General features: G+C 59.3%; 17 protein-coding genes and 1 pseudogene. 6 read left to right on the forward strand and 12 right to left on the reverse strand.

The genetic code is table 11. The annotated features are described in order from the left end of the window. Positions 1-123 precede the first annotated feature (123 nt). The 5 genes and pseudogenes from ACSQ83_RS35330 to ACSQ83_RS35350 form a co-directional block, all read right to left on the reverse strand. Positions 124-873 (reverse strand): YoaK family protein, encoded by a 750-nt coding sequence (locus tag ACSQ83_RS35330; RefSeq protein ID WP_414950380.1) that lies wholly within the window; start codon positions 871-873, stop codon positions 124-126. Between the two features lie 26 nt (positions 874-899). Continuing rightward, positions 900-1,712, reverse strand: a complete 813-nt coding sequence (gene fnr, locus ACSQ83_RS35335) for a fumarate/nitrate reduction transcriptional regulator Fnr (RefSeq protein WP_436231303.1) — start codon at positions 1,710-1,712, stop codon at positions 900-902. A gap of 84 nt (positions 1,713-1,796) precedes the next feature. Next, the gene (locus ACSQ83_RS35340; RefSeq protein ID WP_414950378.1) at positions 1,797-2,195 is read right to left on the reverse strand and encodes a response regulator; all 399 of its coding nucleotides are present in this window, start codon (positions 2,193-2,195) and stop codon (positions 1,797-1,799) included. Between the two features lie 158 nt (positions 2,196-2,353). Continuing rightward, positions 2,354-3,001 (reverse strand): response regulator, encoded by a 648-nt coding sequence (locus tag ACSQ83_RS35345; protein WP_414950377.1) that lies wholly within the window; start codon positions 2,999-3,001, stop codon positions 2,354-2,356. Further along, positions 2,998-4,242: pseudogene (locus tag ACSQ83_RS35350) on the reverse strand (histidine kinase); the annotation flags it as partial. The gene ACSQ83_RS35345 and the pseudogene ACSQ83_RS35350, both read right to left, overlap by 4 nt. Before the next feature lie 206 nt (positions 4,243-4,448). Between ACSQ83_RS35350 and ACSQ83_RS35355 the strand changes: the two are divergent. Continuing rightward, entirely contained in the window at positions 4,449-4,952 is a 504-nt protein-coding gene (locus ACSQ83_RS35355; protein WP_436231304.1) for a universal stress protein, read from the forward strand. A 44-nt stretch (positions 4,953-4,996) separates the two neighbouring features. Here the strand turns inward: ACSQ83_RS35355 and ACSQ83_RS35360 are convergent, their stop codons facing one another. Together ACSQ83_RS35360 and ACSQ83_RS35365 are read right to left on the reverse strand one after the other, a co-directional pair. Continuing rightward, positions 4,997-5,503: a universal stress protein gene (locus ACSQ83_RS35360; RefSeq protein ID WP_436231305.1), complete on the reverse strand. Its 507-nt coding sequence runs from the start codon at positions 5,501-5,503 to the stop codon at positions 4,997-4,999. A 28-nt stretch (positions 5,504-5,531) separates the two neighbouring features. Further along, complete coding sequence (locus ACSQ83_RS35365) at positions 5,532-6,380, reverse strand: universal stress protein (RefSeq protein ID WP_436231306.1); 849 nt, start codon at positions 6,378-6,380, stop codon at positions 5,532-5,534. 327 nt (positions 6,381-6,707) lie between these two features. Here ACSQ83_RS35365 and ACSQ83_RS35370 point away from each other — a divergent pair, with 327 nt between their 5' ends. After that, positions 6,708-7,745 carry a zinc-dependent alcohol dehydrogenase family protein gene (locus tag ACSQ83_RS35370; protein ID WP_414950373.1) on the forward strand — a complete coding sequence of 346 codons (1,038 nt, stop codon included), beginning with the start codon at positions 6,708-6,710 and terminating at the stop codon, positions 7,743-7,745. 91 nt (positions 7,746-7,836) lie between these two features. Further along, entirely contained in the window at positions 7,837-8,073 is a 237-nt protein-coding gene (locus tag ACSQ83_RS35375) for a UDP-glucose 4-epimerase (RefSeq protein WP_414950372.1), read from the forward strand. 17 nt (positions 8,074-8,090) lie between these two features. On the opposite strand, the gene ACSQ83_RS35380 is transcribed toward ACSQ83_RS35375, so the two are convergent. Then, positions 8,091-9,218, reverse strand: coding sequence for a PAS domain-containing sensor histidine kinase (locus ACSQ83_RS35380; protein ID WP_436231307.1), 1,128 nt, complete (start codon positions 9,216-9,218; stop codon positions 8,091-8,093). Positions 9,219-9,488: 270 nt separating this feature from the next. Between ACSQ83_RS35380 and ACSQ83_RS35385 the strand changes: the two genes are divergently transcribed. Together ACSQ83_RS35385 and ACSQ83_RS35390 are read left to right on the forward strand one after the other, a co-directional pair. After that, positions 9,489-10,070: an OmpW/AlkL family protein gene (locus tag ACSQ83_RS35385; protein WP_436231312.1), complete on the forward strand. Its 582-nt coding sequence runs from the start codon at positions 9,489-9,491 to the stop codon at positions 10,068-10,070. A 147-nt stretch (positions 10,071-10,217) separates the two neighbouring features. Further along, positions 10,218-10,892 carry a CBS domain-containing protein gene (locus ACSQ83_RS35390; RefSeq protein WP_436231308.1) on the forward strand — a complete coding sequence of 225 codons (675 nt, stop codon included), beginning with the start codon at positions 10,218-10,220 and terminating at the stop codon, positions 10,890-10,892. Positions 10,893-10,928: 36 nt separating this feature from the next. Here ACSQ83_RS35390 and ACSQ83_RS35395 read toward each other — a convergent pair whose 3' ends face one another. The 4 genes from ACSQ83_RS35395 to ACSQ83_RS35410 form a co-directional block, all read right to left on the reverse strand. Next, entirely contained in the window at positions 10,929-11,720 is a 792-nt protein-coding gene (locus ACSQ83_RS35395; RefSeq protein WP_436231309.1) for an SDR family oxidoreductase, read from the reverse strand. Positions 11,721-11,756: 36 nt separating this feature from the next. Further along, complete coding sequence (gene fabG / locus ACSQ83_RS35400) at positions 11,757-12,497, reverse strand: 3-oxoacyl-[acyl-carrier-protein] reductase (protein WP_436231310.1); 741 nt, start codon at positions 12,495-12,497, stop codon at positions 11,757-11,759. A gap of 55 nt (positions 12,498-12,552) precedes the next feature. After that, positions 12,553-13,896 carry an MFS transporter gene (locus ACSQ83_RS35405; RefSeq protein WP_436231311.1) on the reverse strand — a complete coding sequence of 448 codons (1,344 nt, stop codon included), beginning with the start codon at positions 13,894-13,896 and terminating at the stop codon, positions 12,553-12,555. A gap of 110 nt (positions 13,897-14,006) precedes the next feature. After that, positions 14,007-14,939: a 3-keto-5-aminohexanoate cleavage protein gene (locus tag ACSQ83_RS35410; protein ID WP_414950366.1), complete on the reverse strand. Its 933-nt coding sequence runs from the start codon at positions 14,937-14,939 to the stop codon at positions 14,007-14,009. Positions 14,940-15,084: 145 nt separating this feature from the next. Between ACSQ83_RS35410 and ACSQ83_RS35415 the strand changes: the two genes are divergently transcribed. Further along, positions 15,085-16,110, forward strand: coding sequence for an AraC family transcriptional regulator (locus tag ACSQ83_RS35415; protein WP_436231313.1), 1,026 nt, complete (start codon positions 15,085-15,087; stop codon positions 16,108-16,110). The last annotated feature ends 188 nt before the right edge of the window (positions 16,111-16,298 follow it).

Below are 16,298 nucleotides of genomic sequence, written 5' to 3' on the forward strand. Positions count from 1 at the left end.
ACGTATAACCCGCGAAGACCTGGAAAGCAGCAACCCGGCAATGACTCAGACCGCTAACGCCAGAACCTACCCCACCCACCAACTCCCTATACCCATTCAAGCGATCAAATCCGCGCCACGATTTCACCTCCTCTGCCCGACTAAATCATCCACCAACGGCACGACAGCCAACACAACCAGCATCGCCGACAACGGCAGCGTCGATATAAACCCCACATACTTGAAACCCAACGCGCCAGCAAGACCGCCAATAAAGAACATGCCAAGCAGCGAAGCCAGCAACCGCAGCCTGGACCGATCCGCCCTGACTGCATTAACACCAGGCCCGGCCTCCGACACATTCCAGTAAAAAAGCTTGCCAATCTCAATGCCAATATCCGTGACAATGCCGGTCATATGCGTAGTGCGGATCTCGGCTTTGGATATCTTCGTAATGATTGCATTCTGCAACCCCATCACGTAGCACAACAACCCTACAGTGGCGGGCACGAACAGAAACCGGTTGTTTTCCAGGTTCGAGCCAAGCAGCCCAAACACAAGCAGCAGCACGGCTTCCAGCATCAACGGCAATGCGTATTCGCTTTGCGCCCGCCGGCGCCGGCCCCAATTGATCATGATCGCGGAGGTCGCCGCGCCCGTCATGAACGCCGCGAGTGAACTCAATCCCGCAACAATCAGGCCGAAGTCGCTTGCCGCGAGGTTATCGGCGAGTGCCGATACGATCCCCGACATATGCGAGGTGTACTGACCAACAGCAAGGAAACCGCCCGCATTGGCCGCGCCCGCAATAAACGCCAGCCAGCGCCCAAGGCGCCGGTTATTTTGATCGGTGCGCTGCGGCCGCGTGAAACCTCGCAGATACTCAATAGGCATGTCCGTTCGCTTCGCTTGGGCCTCAGTCAAACACCCGCAAGCTTCTCGCTGTCGAGAATGTGCACCTGCTTGCCGTTCGTATCGATAACCCCGGCATGCTGCAGCTTCGAAAACATCCGGCTGACGGTCTCAAGTTTCAACCCGAGATAGCTGCCAATCTCTTCACGCGTCATCCGCAAATTGAATTCGGCGGAAGAGTAACCCCGCGTCTTCATCCTCGACGACAGATTGAGCAGGAACGCAGCCACACGCTGCTGCGCAGTCATGGTGCCAAGCATCATCATGAGACCGGATTCACGCACGATCTCGCCGCTCATCATCCGATGCACATGCTGCTGCATGGCCTTCACGTCGTGGCAAAGATCCTCGAGCAAGTCGAACGGAATCACACACACTTTGCTGTCTTCGAGCGCGATCGCATCACAATTCTGTTCATCGGAGCAAACGCCATCAAGTCCAAGCGGCTCGCCTGCGATATGAAAGCCCGTGACTTGCTCGTGGCCATCGCGATGCGTAATGACCGTCTTGAAACATCCGACACGCACGGCGTAGATGCTTTTGAATTTATCGCCGGCACGGTAGAGCGTCTCGCCACGCCGTACGACCCGCGTGGAGCACACAATGGCATCGAGCCGCGCCAGCTCCGTCGCGCTCAGGTGAGCCGGCATGCAGATGGAATGCAACGAACACGCGGAGCAGTTCGTGTCCGCACGCGTGGCCGGTGGTGGCGGGCTCGTGATGGCGGAGCGCGCCAGATAAGCAAGGGGAATCGCAGCCGTTGAAGCAGCGGGCGCGTAAGTGGACGCATAAGTGGACGCATAAGCGGTAGCTGAGGTCATGCCTGTCTCCAGAAGAGTCGGACGATCACTGAATAGATGAACGGACAAGATGCGAGGATTGCAGTCGAGGCGAGTAGAAGACAGTCATGCCGGCTCGCAGGGCGTCGGCTCGGGACGGTGCTCGTTGGCCAGTCGCACGATGGTGTCGCGGGCGAGTTCGTACTCGCTGGTCTTGTCGAAGAAATAGCTCGCGCCGGCGCGCTGGCATGCAGCACGAAACGCCGGCCCCGAATGATTGGTCAACACAATGGTCACAACAGGCGGCTCGGCACGCCCCAGCGCCGCAACGATCGCCATGCCGTTGCCCGCGGCCAAATGCGGGTCGACGATCACCAGATCCGCGCGCGTCATGCGGATACACCCGAGCGCTGTATCCGCTTCTTCGGACTCGCCCACGACCACCACGCCAGCCAGCGCGTCGATCAGCGCAGAGAGGCGGCGGCGCACAAGGCCGGAGTCATCGATAAGGAAGATCTTCAGCATGGCGCGCAACCGTTTGAGTTCATGCCTCGAAGTATGGTCGGGGCTATCTCAAAATAAAATCGGCAAGCGGCCAGACATGACGTAGGGGTTTGGGAAGGGCTGTAGGGATTGGACTACACGCCTTTTGCGAGCGTGAAGACCCAGAGGTATTCGGCGTATCAGTCGTCGCAGTCGTCGTCGAACAGCTTGTGGCGCATGGCGTAGCGGACCAGCGCGGTGTCGTGCGGCATCTGCATTTTTTCGAGGATGCGGGTCTTGTACGTGCTGACCGTCTTGGCGCTCACCGACAGCGCCTGAGCGATCTGCGTGATCGTTTCACCGGCTGCGATGCGCCGGAACACCTCGAATTCGCGGTCGGAAAGCCGCCGGTGCGGCAAGTCGTCGGCGGGTTCATTCAGGCTTTGCGCGAGCCGCTCGGCCATCGCGAGGCTGACGTACACACCGCCCGCCGCGACCTTGCTCACGGCCGTGACCAGCTCGGCGCTCGCGCTTTCCTTGGTCAAATAACCCGACGCCCCCGCCTTGAACGCGCGCACCGCGTACTGCTGTTCGGCGTGCATGGTCAGGACCAAAATACGCAGCGCCGGTTTCTCGTCCTTGATCTGCTTGAGCAATTCGACGCCGTTCCTGCCGGGCATCGACAAGTCGAGGACCAGCACGTCCGCCGGCGTGGCGCGGATCATTGCCATGGTGGTGGTGCCATCGCTGGCTTCGCCAGCGACTTCCAGGCCGCTCGCGCTGCGCAGGATATGGCGCAGGCCGTCGCGCACGAGCGCGTGGTCATCGGCGATCAATACTCGGGTCATTGCAGCGGTTCTTCCTCGGTGTTTTCCGGATTGTCGGAGAAAGGCTCGTCCTGTTGCAAGGTCGCCAGCGGGAACGTCACGGTCACGGCGAACCCGCGTCCGATGCCCGATTCGATCGACACCGACCCGTCCAGCCCGTGCGCCCGCTCGCGAATACCGATAAGACCAAACGACTTGCGCCCGGCGTCGACACGCTCATGCGCGCCGATGCCGTCGTCGGCAATGCGCAGGATGCAGCGGTCGCCTTCCAGGTACAACGCCAGGTCGACACGGGTAGCTTGCGCGTGGCGCGCCACATTGGTCAGCGCTTCCTGCACGATCCGGAACACGGCAGTCGCGCCGTCGCGGCTGAAAATGGTGTGGCGCGCGTCGATCTGCCGCTCGACGTCAATACCGTAGCGGTTCGTAAAGTCGATCGCCAGCCAGTCGATAGCCGGAACCAGGCCCAGGTCGTCGAGCATCACGGGGCGTAGATCGGCGGCGATCCGGCGCATCGAGGCGACGGTTGCGTCGATCAGGCGCTGCATGCCGCGCAATCGCGCACGCGCGTCGGCGTTGGTTCCGGCGTCGAGTTCGAGTGACGATATATCCATTTTCAACGCGGTCAATTGCTGGCCCAGGTCGTCGTGCAACTCCCTTGCAATACGGGACTTCTCTTCCTCGCGGATATTCAGAAGATTCGCGGAGAGCTCCCGCAGTTCCTCGTGCGAGCGCTGCAACGAACGTTCGGCATCGATTTGCGCGCTGATGTCGCGCAGCATCACCGTGTAAAGCTTGCCGGTTTCATCGCCGAACTGGGAGATCGATGCTTCGAACGGGAACTCACCCCCGGTCGCGCGCAGACCGTACAGTATGCGCCGCCCGCCCATTTGCCGGTCTGACACGCCAGTCACGCCGAACTGGCGCACATGCCCTTCGTGGCCGGCGCGAAAACGCTCGGGAACGAAGCGGGAGAGAGAAGTGCCCAGCGCGTCGGCTGCAGGACAGTCGAACAGCCGTTCCGCCATCGGATTGAACATGATGATCCGCTGGTTTTCGTCGATGGTAATGATTGCTTCCGTCGACGACCGGATGATGCCAAGCAGCCGCGCTTCATCAAGCCGGGTTGGGACGGGTTCCGGGGCTTTAGGTGCATTCGTACTCTTGTGCCTGAGCGCCATGAAGGCCGCGCCCGCAGTGAGCAGGAGGGCGGCGGCCATGCCAGCCACGCCCGTTACGCGGGGCGCTCGACCGGCGCCGTGTTGCGATGCCGTGTTACGCCGTGTCGCGGACATGGGGTCTCCGGGAATAGGGGAAAAGCGTGCTGCTGAAGGTGTGCGGATCATACCGTGCCGCTGCGAACGTGATTTGAGCGGTGTACCGCCCGGCCGTATGAATTGATGTGGATCAAGCGACCCGCAGGCCTGCACGCGGACACTGAAAGATGAAGGACATCCAGGGGACAGTCATGTACAAACGAATTCTGGTGGCGCTCGACGGCAGCCTCAGCGCGAACCTCGCGCTTGAAGAGGCGCTCAGGCTGGCGCAGCCCGCCGATGCGATGTTGATGGTGACGTACGTTATCTCGCACGCCGTCCGCAATCTTGCGGACGGCCCTATCGGAGAGGAAGTGGGAGGCGATGCCGGCATGCACTGGCAACTCGATCATGCACTCGAGTTGTGCGAGCGGAGTGTTGTAAGAAACGGTGTAAAAAGCGGTGTAAAAAGCGGTGCAAGCAGCGGCATACGCTGCACTACCCAGATCGTTGATGCACACGGCGCGAGCATCCCGGGCGCCCTCATGCAGGCGGCTCTCGCATTCGAAGCGGATCTTATCGTGATGGGGTCGCATGGTCCGCGTGGTGTGCGCCGGCATTTGATTGGCAGTGTCGCGGAAACGATTCTGCGGTCGAGTCATGTTCCTGTCCTCACCGTTCGCGACGATGAACATGACGCGGCACTTCCGCTGTAGTGCATTCCCTAAAGGCTCGACCGGCGTCGGCAAGACCGCGCCATTTACGTTGATGCGCCCGCAACGTCCAGCGTGCTGACTATGCGCGGTCCATTTGTTTCCGCGGAATGCAGCGGTACCAGCAGCACCGGCCGGGTCGAGATCCGCAAGAAACGCTCGGCCACGCTGCCCAGCACGAGCCTTCGCCAGCCGCGCCGGCCATGCGTGCCCATGACCACGAGATCGGCGCTGAAATCTTTCGCGGCGGCCGTGATCCGTTGAGCGATGTCATCACCCAACGGATCCACCTCGACCACGAGCGTTGAGCCTTTGACGCCCCCACGCAGCATCTTGGCTGCAGCGTCGGCGAGTACCAGCGCTCCCTCTTTGACGAAGGCTTCACGTACGAGCGACGGGTCACAGGCCGGCCCCGAATACATCAATTGCGGCACATCCACCACATAAACGGCCTTGACTTCCGCGTCGTGCTCGCGAGCAAGTTGCAGGGCGGCGTCAAGGGCGTGCGCTGACGTTTCGCTGCCGTCGATAGGAACGAGAATGCGGCTGTACATGAACAATCTCCTTAGTCCAAAAGCAACATCAGTGCGACATCAATACGGGTATGGGCATGGATTCCAGCATGGTGCGCGTCGCGCCGCCCATGACGAGTTCCTGCCAGCGCGAGTGGCCATACGCGCCCATGACGATCAGGTCCGCACCCAGATCCGACGCGCGTGAAATCAGCATGTCGCCCATGGAGACGTCTTTGACACCATCGAGTGCCGCCACTTCGACCTTGACGCCGTGCCGCGCAAGCTGAAGGGCAATGTCGGCGGCTGGAAGGCGGTTGACGGGATTCGCGCCCGGATCTTCTTTCGATTCGTTAAGCCTGACGACGGTGACCGTTTCCGCGCGCTGCAATAACGGCATCGCGTCTTGAACCGCGCGGGCCGACTCGCGGCTGCCGTTCCACGCAACCATGATGTTGGCGCCGAGCGTCGGAAACACGCCGGTGTAGGGGATGAACAGCACAGGGCGGCCCGAGGTCATCACGAGCGTTTCGGGGAAATGATCGGCGACGAATGCTTCCGGATCGTCGGGGTCGTCTTGCCCCGCCACGACCAGGTCCGCGTAACGCGCATAGCGAGGGACCGCTTCGCCCGCGTAGTCAGGGTAGTCGACCCATTGCCCTCGTACGCCTGCTCGAAGCAGTTCCGCATGAAATATCCGTTCGAGCGCACCGTGGCGTTCCTGAAGGACTTTTCGATGCTCTTCGTAGTAGTCCGCCGTGCCGGCCATGACGTAGAAAGTACGCGGATCAGGAGCGAACGCCGAGAACACACCCGTCAGGTGGGCGTCGAATTGGGTAGCGAGACGCAGCGCATATTCGAGGCGCGGATGGGCGCGTGCGCTCGCGTCGAGTTGAACGACGATGCTTTTGTAGCTCATCGCAAATGCTCCGTTAGTGGGTCGTTGGCGTCGGTGACGCAGTGAGCGCGGGGTGTTGCAGCTGATTCGCCTTAGAACCGGCCCAGATCGCCTGGCGCTTACAAAAAGTCTATGAGTTCGCGCTTTTTTTCCGTTGACGCAGATCAAGGAGCCGCGTCCCGGCGCGTAATGAAGTGGCCTTGCGAGCGCTGTCATGGGCGTGGGTGAAATGTTGCGCATCCATGTCTTATCGATTGATACAGGTCAACCGTGCCCGTGCCGGCCGGGCCTAAAGTTTCGTCAGGGAAACCCCGTTTCCAGGCATGTGCAGGCAAAAGGAGATTGACGATGAAGGCACTCGTGTATCACGGACCCGGCAATAAATCCCTCGACGACCGCCCAATGCCGAAGCTCCTTTCGGCGACGGATGCAATCGTCAAGGTCACGCGTACGACCATTTGCGGAACGGACCTGCATATTTTGAAAGGTGATGTGGCGACCTGCGAACCGGGCCGCATCCTGGGACATGAAGGCGTGGGGGTAATCGAAGCGGTTGGCGCTGCGGTGTCGACCTTCAGGCCGGGTGATCACGTCCTGATTTCTTGCATCACGTCGTGTGGAAAATGCGATTATTGTCGCCGCGGCATGTACTCGCATTGCACGACAGGCGGCTGGATTCTCGGCAACAAGATCGACGGCACGCAAGCCGAATACGTGCGCATCCCGCATGCGGAAACGAGCTTGTACCCCATTCCCGCCGGCGCCGACGAAGAAGCGCTGGTCATGCTCTCCGACATCCTCCCGACCGGTTTCGAGTGCGGCGTGCTGAACGGAAAGGTGCAGCCGGGCAGCACGGTTGCCATTGTCGGCTCGGGTCCAATTGGCTTGGCTGCATTGCTCACGGCTCAGTTCTACGCGCCGGCTCAGATCATCATGATTGACCGCGATGCAAACCGGCTGGAAGTCGCGCGAACCTTTGGCGCGACCGCATGCGTGAACAATGCAAGTGGCAACCCGGTGCCGGAAATCATGGCGCTGACGGGCGGGATTGGCGTGGATTGCGCGATCGAAGCAGTGGGCATGCCGGCCAGCTTCGAGCTATGCGAATCGATCATTGCACCGGGTGGAACCATAGCCAATGTGGGCGTTCACGGCGTGAAGGTCGACCTGCATATGGAATGCCTGTGGGACCGCAACATCACGATCACGACGCGACTGGTGGATACCGTCAGCACGCCCATGCTGCTGAAGACCGTTGGGTCAGGGCGTCTGGAAGCGGGCAAGCTCATCACGCACCGCTTTGCGCTGGAAGATGTTCTGAAAGCGTATGAGACGTTCTCTCAAGCCGCCGATACACACGCGCTCAAGGTGATTATTGAAGCATAAGTCCTGCGGAGATTGGCATGAATGCGGCGCCGCTGATGTTCGGCGGCACGAACACGAAGCGGCCGCGGGTCGTCGTCCGAGGAGATATGACATGGCGCTGACGGGTCAGGTGACCGGTGACGACTGGAGTGTTTTCACGCAAGGCATTCCAGTCGGCGACAGCTTTTGCTGTGAAGTGCACGTCGCGCACAGCGTGCCGGCGGGTGAGTTCAAGCATCAGTTCCGGCACTCGAAAATCTTCGCCCGCGAGTCGGAGGCCGTGCTCGATGGCTTGCGCGAGGGCGTGGTGTGGATCGGCCTGAAGCGTTCTGAAACGATTCATCTGTAGAGCGGATCGGCGGTGCCTTAGTTGCCGTCGGAGTCCGCTTTGACGGCGTCGACGGGCAATGAGATGTCAATTCGAAATCCATCGCCCGGCGCGCTGTCGAATGTTGCTCGTCCCTTTAACTGGCGTACTCGTTCCCGCATACCCAGTAATCCGAAGTTTTCCTTGTTCCGGTTGCCATCGAGCATTGTCCCTTTGCCGTTATCTTCAATGTGCATGCGGAAGTCGTCATGCTCGACGTGCATTTCCACGTGCACCCGGGTAGCTTCGGCGTGACGGGTAACGTTGGTCAACGCTTCTTGCACGATGCGAAAAATAGCGGTTGCAGCCGTCGGCGATAACGCCAGTTTCTCCACCTCGTTTCGTACGGTGACAGCAAGCCGGTAGCGATTGCGAAATTCCTCCGCGAGCCATTCGAGTGCCGCACCCAGGCCCAGGTCGTCGAGCATGGGGGGGCGCAGCCCGCCTGCAATACGCCGCGCTGAGGCGATGATCGAATCAATATGCGCTTGCAACGCAATGGTCTGCTTAATGGTGTGGTGCGCCGATTTGCCGTCTTCCGTGACGGATTGATTGAGCAAGGCGACATCCATCTTGAGTGCGACCAGTTGCTGGCCGAGGTCGTCGTGAAGCTCGCGTGCTATCCGGCTTCTTTCTTCCTCGCGCGCGGTCTGAACATGTAAAGACAACGCACTGGCATGCTGAAGCTCCACCAGCCGCAGCCGGTCCGTCATGTCCCGCGTAACCTTGGCGAAACCGCGCAGCGTGCCGTCGGATTCGCGAATCGCCGTGATGGTTACGTTTGCCCAGAAACGCGAACCGTCCTTGCGCACGCGCCAGCCTTCATCCTCAGCGCGGCCTTCAGACGCAGCCAGCGTCAGTTCCATGCGCGGTTTTTCCGCTGCAACATCATCAGGCGTATAGAAAACCGAAAAGTGCTGCCCGATGATGTCCTGGGCCGCGTAGCCCTTGATGTTTTGCGCGCCACGGTTCCAGCTCGCGACGCGCCCATCCGGATCAAGCATGAAGATGGCGTAATCCTGAACTGCGTCGACAAGCATCCTGAAGTGGATATCGCCCAAGGCGTGAGGAAATACGTTGCTGGCGAGCTCGTCGTTTGCGGGTGAAGAGGGGCGATGGCTTGGCACGTGGTTCTCCGGCTCGAATTGCTCGTGTCGCTCGTTTAACCTATAGGCGCCGCGCTAAGCGTAAGGCTGGCGGAGAGCGTATTTACCACGATCAATTGTATATGGCGTGCTATGCCGCAATAAACCGCACCCTCGTTATACCGGTTTGCTGATCCACATCATGGCGCAGTAACCGCTCCATTCGGAAAATCCCCTTACGGAAAAACGCATTCGCGACGGAACAACAAGGGGAAAACCGTGGGAAAGCATTCACTATTTGCGGCGGCGCTGATGAGCGCGGCGTTATCGGCGGTATGCATGCCGGCACACGCCGATCAGGGCGACATTCTTGCGCGCGTCAGGGCAATCAGCATCCAGCCCAGTGTTTCCGCAGGCGGCACATTGGGAAGCATCGGGACGGGCGTCAACAACAGCATTGTTCCCGAGCTCGACTTTGTTTATATGGTGCGTCCGAGCATTGGCATCGAGTTGATCCTTGCCACGTCGCGTCATCAGGTCACGTCGAACGCCGGGGCGCTCGGCGGCGTGAACGTCCTGCCGCCCACGCTCTTGCTTCAGTACTATTTCAACGCGGCCGGCAAGATTCGCCCTTACGTTGGCGCGGGCGTGAACTACACGCTGTTTTATAACAACGGCCTGCACGCCGGCGATACGCCGGTATCGATCAAGAACTCGAGCTTCGGCCCCGCGCTGCAAGCGGGTGTCGATGTGCAGGTCGTCCGCAATCTGTTCGTCAATTTCGACGTCAAGAAGATCTGGATGCGCACCAGCGCGTCAGCGGATGGCGCCTCGCTTGGGTCGCTCAAGATCGACCCGCTCGTAGTTGGCGTTGGCGTCGGCATGCGTTTTTAACGGCGGCACGGTTGATCTGAATCATGTCCGCCGCGCGATCCTTCACTAGCATTCTTAACGATGGCGAGTTTTCGTAAGGTTGGTTCAACCTTGTCAGGCACTCGCCCGATTACATTGAGGGGAAATACCATGCGAGCAGTTGATGTCATGACCAGGAAGGTCATTACCGTGGGACCCGGCACGACCGTGCGAGATGCCGCGCGCCTGTTTGCCGACAATCACATCAGCGGTGCGCCGGTGGTGGACGATGAGGGCCGCTTGCTTGGCATGCTCACCGAGGGCGATCTCATCCATAGAGCCGAGATCGGCACGCAAGCGCGGCGACGTTCATGGTGGCTTGAATTCTTTGCATCGACACAAAATCTGGCCGCAACGTATATCAAGGAGAACGCGCGCCTGGTCAAGGACGTCATGACGCCCAAGGTGATTACCGTCAAGGAGACCACGCCGGTGAGTGAAATAGCCGATCTCCTGGAGCGGCATCGTATCAAGCGCGTTCCGGTGTTGTACGACGGCGAGCTGATGGGCATTGTTAGCAGGGCGAATCTGGTGAAGGCATTGGCCAGCGTTCCGAAGGACACGGGCGTGACCATGCTGAACGCCGACCAGACGTTGCGCGAGGCGGTCATCCGGGAACTTGACGGTCACCGTTGGGCCGTGGCCTCAGAAAACATTATCGTGAATGACGGCACGGTTCATCTGTGGGGCGTGGTTACCTCTTCCGAGCAGGCGCGCGCCATGTGCATTGCCGCGGAAAAGGTGCCGGGCGTCAAGGGCGTGGAAGACCATACCGACGCTCCCATGATGATCCCCGCGATGTAAGTGTTGTCGTTAGCAGCGGTCGTTAGCAGCGAGGCGTTACAGGTACTCGACGTTACCGTCGACGCTGATCGCCTGGCCGGAGATGTTCCGGCCCGCTGGAGACGCAAGGAATAGCGTCAGCGCTGCTACATCTTGGACGGTGACCATTCTCCTGAGAGAAATCTTTTGCAGATAGTCGTCCTTCATCTCGTCGAAGCTAATTCCCAGCGCGTCCGCGCGCGCGGAGATCACCCGGTCCATGCGCTCACCCTCGACGGCGCCCGGCAGGATCGCATTGACGCGAACGTTGCTCGGTCCGAGTTCCACCGCCAGCGATTTAACCAGGCCCACGATGGCCCATTTGGTCGCGGCATAAGGCGTGCGATACGGGTAGCCTAGTCGTCCCGCTACCGAAGCCATCGCGATGATGCACGGATTGAGCGAGGTCTCCTTCAGCACCGGCACCGCCTTCCTCAGGAAATAAAACTGGCTGTTGAGGTTGGTCGAAACGGTGCGTTCCCACTGGTCGGGATCGATGTCTTCTACCGCGCCCGTCGGGCCTGCAATGCCCGCATTGTTGATGAGAATATCGAGGCCGCCGAGCTTGGCGCGGGCGTCGTCGATCACGCGGTCCACTTGCTCACGGTTCGCGACGTCGGCAATGCCCACGTGCAGACGTGGCTTGTCGATTTTTGCTTTATCGATAGCATTGGAATCGACGTCGCAAATGTAGACGTCCGCTTCGACGTCCAGAAATGCCTGTGCGATCACAGCGCCAATGCCCGTGGCTGCACCCGAAATCAATACGCGTAATCCGGGCGCGGGCCTGAGCAGGTCAATAGTCTTCATACCATTCCTTGATTTGCCACATGGATAACGACGGCGTTACAGCGTCATCCCGCCGGACACTTCGATCACGGCGCCGTTGATATAACTCGCTTCGTCGCCGGCAAGAAAAGCGTAGAGGTTCGCGACTTCTTCAGGCTTGCCCAGCCTGCCTAGCGGAACCTGTTCGCGCATCTTTGCGAGCACATCGTCTGGAATAGTCGACAGGATGGGTGTGTCGATGAACCCCGGCGCCACTGCGTTGACGCGTATTCCCTTGGGTCCCAGCTCGCGGCTCCAGGTCTTCGTAAAACCGATCACGCCAAACTTAGCGGCCGCATAGTTGGTCTGGCCGAAATTCCCATAGATACCGACAACCGAACTCGCATTCAGGATGACACCCGAGCCTTGCTCGATCATCTTGTCGACAACCGCCTGCGACGCATGGAACACGCCTCGCAAGTTGACATCGATCACGTCGTCGAACTGTTTCAGTGTCATCTTCTGAAGACGCGCATCGCGTGTGATTCCGGCGTTGTTCACGAGCACATCGATCTTCCGGTAACGTTCCATGACGTCCGCGACCATGTCGTCCACCGCGTCGCGATTCGCGACGTCGAGCGTAAAACCGATCGCGTCCGCACCCGCCTCGCGACACGCGGCAACAACGCTTGATACCGCCTCATGGTTCAGATCGCACACGGCGACGATCGCGCCTTCGCTAGCGAATTTAAGCGCCGTTGCTTCGCCGATGCCCTGGCCCGCGCCCGTGATAATGGCTACCTTTCCATTCAATCTCATTGTTTGTTTCCACTCGTTCTTAGGGGAAGAGAGCCTTAAAAAGCGCCTCGCTGTGTCATGACTTGAATTTCAGCACCGGTTCGTCAAGGCCTGCCGCCCGGTCTTCAGATTGAATCGCCTTAGCCAATAGCGGGACGAGGATGAGTCCTAGGAGCGATGCGCCGACGACAATTGAAAACCCCGATGCGCTTCTGCCTGACGCGGTCTCGGCCAAGCCGAAAAGATAAGGCCCCACGAACCCGCCGATCAGTCCGATCGTATTGATGAATGCCAGTCCAGCCGCGGCCTGAATGCCGTGCAGCCGCTTCATTGCAATCGCCCAGTAGAGAGGCAGCACGCCGCCTGCAAAGAACGCGGTGACCACAAAGAGCGCGAGCTGGACCTCCATGAGCGTGGACGAGATGAACAAGAGCGCGCTGACCACAAGGCCCGCGGTCAGCAGACCGAGATAGATGCAGTCGCTGGTCACCCGGCGATGAATCCACGGCAACACCAGCACACCGATCAGGAAGCCAATGCCGACGCTGCTTGACAGCACACCGATCATTAGCGGCGACTTGACGTGCATCTGCTGGATCATCGCGGGCGTGAAGAAGACGAGCCCGACCAACGCGACCTGATTCAGGAAATAGATCAGCCCGATAAGCACAATGGCTGGGCGCTTCAACGCAGCGACCCAGTCCTCCGAGAAGATGCTGGCGTGCGCGGCATCCGGCACTGCGCGCGCTTCAAGTACGCGTGCCTCGTCGTTGGATAACCAGTGCGCGCCGGAGGGTTTTTCCGGCAGCTTGAACCACAGGATCACGCCAACGACAACGGTCGGCAATCCTTCTAGCAGGAACAGCCATTGCCATCCATGCAAGCCTGCGAAGCCGTCCATCTGCATGAATGCGCCGCCGAGCGGATTGCCGATCACCAATGCAAGAGCCGGTGCGGTATAGATCCAGCCGACCGCGACCGAGCGGTCTTTCGGCGCAAACCAGAGGGTCACCATGTACATCAATGCGGGGAAGAGACCCGCTTCAGCGACGCCAAGCAGAACCCGGATTGTGTAGAACGACCACTCGCCCTGGACGAACATCATCGCGGCCGAAAGCGCACCCCAGGTGACCGCGATTCTCGCAATCCAGCGACGCGGCCCGAAGCGGTGCGCAGCAAGATTGCTCGGCACTTCGAGCAGTGCATAACCCAGGAAGAAAATACCCGCGCCCAGCCCATACGCCGCAGCGCTGATGCCCAGGTCGGAGGCAAGCCGTGCCTTGGCGAGCGATACATTCGTTCGATCAAGGTACGACATGAAGTAAATCGCGCACATGAGCGGGATGAGCCGCAGCATTGCTTTGCGCGTTGCAATGCGGTGTAGTTCGCTATTGCTGTCGATGTTGGTTCGGGTTGTCATGATGTCTCCGCCAAAGGTTGCACGTTGTTGTTTTTGTTGGCTCTGATCGACCGGTGTTATTGCCGACGCCGGTGTCAGGCTGAGTTCATTCGATGCTTCAAGAACTGCACTTAGAAGCTGACTTTATCTGCGCCTTTGAGACCGAGCATTTGCCGCGCTTCCGCGGGCGTCGCGATCTCGAACGAAAGCTCTTCCAGGATGTGTCGAATCTTGCGCACTTGCTGTGCGTTCGTTTCGGCCTTCACGCCCTTCGACAAGAACACGCTGTCTTCCAGACCGACCCGAACGTTGCCGCCCATGATGGCGCCCATGGTCACGAACGCCATTTGATGGCGGCCTGCGCCCACGATTGAGAAGTGATAGTTTTCGCGGCCAAAGAGACGGTCCGCAGTCGTGCGCATGACTGACATGTTCTCCGGTTCGGCGCCTAGACCGCCAAGAATCCCGAACACCGACTGGATAAAGAACGGTGGCTTGATCAGCCCCTGATCGACGAAATGCGCGAGGTTGTAGAGGTGCCCGACGTCGTAGCATTCGAACTCGAAGCGGGTGCCGTTAGCGCCCAGTTCGAGCATGATGTTCTTGATGTCCTTGAAGGTATTACGGAAGATCGTGTCTTCCATTCCTTCTATGAAGTCCTTCTCCCAGTCGTAGCGCCACGACGATATCTTCGCGGCGATCGGATGGATCGAGAAGTTCATCGAGCCCATGTTCAACGAACACATTTCCGGCTTGGCAACGCGTGGATAGGCCAGCCGATCCGCGAGCGTCATGCCCGTGCTGCCGCCGGTCGTGATGTTGATGACCGCATCGGTCGCTGCGGCGATCGCGGGAACAAATTCCCTGAAGATATCGGGCGATGGAGTAGGGCGGCCATTCGACGGGTTGCGTGCGTGCAAGTGGATGATCGCAGCGCCCGCTTGCGCGGCTTCGATCGATTGCGTCGCGATTTGCGCCGGCGTAAGCGGCAAGTATTCCGACATCGACGGCGTGTGCGTCGCGCCAGTGATCGCGCACGAAATAATGACTTTGCGATTGGTCAAGCGTGTCTCCTGAGTATTCGAGTCTCCGGCTTGTCCATCGACGGACCGCCCTGTTGTGATATGGATACTAGTGAGATACGATTTCCCTCGTAAGGTCATTTTCGGACAACGCGATGTTGTCATGGGACATTCTGAAGGGGACGCGGTGTCATCGAAATTGCCATTGCTGAATGAGCGCATTTACGCGCCCTACAAGATCGCTGCGTTGGTCGAGGTGTTAAGCGAGCAGGGCATTGCGCCGGAAGACAGCCTGAAAGGCAGCGGCGTTGACGTCGATAAGATCTACGATGCGTCGGCGTTGACCTCGGTCCGGCAATACGCAGCGGTTTGCAGGAACGCGATCCTGCTGTCGTGCAGTCCTGCGACGCCTTTTATTGTCGGTTCGCGGCTGCATTTGTCCGCTTACGGAATGTATGGATACGCGTTGATGTCCTGCTTGTCGCTGCGGGATTATTTTCGGCTTGGCGTGAAGTATCACCAGCTTGCGACGCCTACGCTCACCATTGAATGGACCGAGTATCCCGATGAGGGTATCTGGACGTTTCCCGATGCGTTTATCTCCAGTCCGTCGCGAGAGCTGCGAGAGTTCCTGATCGAGCAGCAATTCACGCAGCATGTGACGCATCTTCAGGACGTTGCCGGCCACACTTGCCCGCCTACGAAGGCTTGTTTTTCGTATCCCGAGCCTGCGCACGGCGATATTTATCCTGAGTACCTCGGTTGTCCTTGCTACTTCGACCAGCCGCAATGTGAGCTTCATTACGACAGCGGTATTCTGGAACAAAAACCTCAACTGGCGCATCGGCACACGGCAACGCTTTTGCAGGAAACGTGCGACCGCCTCATTGGTCAGGCTAAGACATCGGTCGGCGTGTCGGGTGAGGTTTATCAGGTGTTGATGCGCAAGCCCGGTGAGTTTCCGAGCATGGAGGTGGTCGCGGACGCGTTGAAGATGACCAGCAGGACTTTGCGGCGGCGCCTTGAGGGGGAAGGTACCTCGTTCGTTTCAATTGTCGATGATGTGAGGTGTTCGCTTGCGACCGAGTACTTGAAGACTACCAAGATGAGCACTGACGATATTGCGATGTTGCTCGGGTTTAGTGACTCCGCTAATTTTCGTCGGGCGTTGAAGCGATGGACGGGGAAGGGGCCTGGGGAGTTGCGGCGATAGGGGGGCTGGGATGTACGGGTTTTGAGTTAGCAGTCGGGTTCAATGCCGGGTTGCACGGGTTTTGCGTTAGCGGTCTGGTTCAATGCCGGGTTGCTGCTTTCCAGGTCTTCGCGCGTTTAGTGTTAGCTGATTTCTTTATCACTATTAGCCACTGCGCGTGGCGGCGCGTCATTTCTTTGTCCAAAGCG

Origin of the sequence: Caballeronia sp. LjRoot29 (assembly GCF_964252755.1) — a bacterium.
In the GTDB taxonomy this organism is placed as follows: domain Bacteria; phylum Pseudomonadota; class Gammaproteobacteria; order Burkholderiales; family Burkholderiaceae; genus Caballeronia.

Bases quoted from the DNA above. Each gene is read 5' to 3' on its own strand.
- ACSQ83_RS35365 (WP_436231306.1), bottom strand. From the start codon at position 6,380: ATGAGCTACAAAAGCATCGTCGTTCAACTCGACGCGAGCGCACGCGCC.
- ACSQ83_RS35345 (WP_414950377.1), bottom strand. From the start codon at position 3,001: ATGACCCGAGTATTGATCGCCGATGACCACGCGCTCGTGCGCGACGGC.
- ACSQ83_RS35375 (WP_414950372.1), top strand. From the start codon at position 7,837: ATGGCGCTGACGGGTCAGGTGACCGGTGACGACTGGAGTGTTTTCACG.
- ACSQ83_RS35395 (WP_436231309.1), bottom strand. From the start codon at position 11,720: ATGAAGACTATTGACCTGCTCAGGCCCGCGCCCGGATTACGCGTATTG.
- fnr (WP_436231303.1), bottom strand. From the start codon at position 1,712: ATGACCTCAGCTACCGCTTATGCGTCCACTTATGCGTCCACTTACGCG.
- ACSQ83_RS35385 (WP_436231312.1), top strand. From the start codon at position 9,489: ATGAGCGCGGCGTTATCGGCGGTATGCATGCCGGCACACGCCGATCAG.
- ACSQ83_RS35330 (WP_414950380.1), bottom strand. From the start codon at position 873: ATGCCTATTGAGTATCTGCGAGGTTTCACGCGGCCGCAGCGCACCGAT.
- ACSQ83_RS35370 (WP_414950373.1), top strand. From the start codon at position 6,708: ATGAAGGCACTCGTGTATCACGGACCCGGCAATAAATCCCTCGACGAC.
- fabG (WP_436231310.1), bottom strand. From the start codon at position 12,497: ATGAGATTGAATGGAAAGGTAGCCATTATCACGGGCGCGGGCCAGGGC.
- ACSQ83_RS35405 (WP_436231311.1), bottom strand. From the start codon at position 13,896: ATGACAACCCGAACCAACATCGACAGCAATAGCGAACTACACCGCATT.
- ACSQ83_RS35340 (WP_414950378.1), bottom strand. From the start codon at position 2,195: ATGCTGAAGATCTTCCTTATCGATGACTCCGGCCTTGTGCGCCGCCGC.
- ACSQ83_RS35360 (WP_436231305.1), bottom strand. From the start codon at position 5,503: ATGTACAGCCGCATTCTCGTTCCTATCGACGGCAGCGAAACGTCAGCG.
- ACSQ83_RS35355 (WP_436231304.1), top strand. From the start codon at position 4,449: ATGTACAAACGAATTCTGGTGGCGCTCGACGGCAGCCTCAGCGCGAAC.
- ACSQ83_RS35390 (WP_436231308.1), top strand. From the start codon at position 10,218: ATGACCAGGAAGGTCATTACCGTGGGACCCGGCACGACCGTGCGAGAT.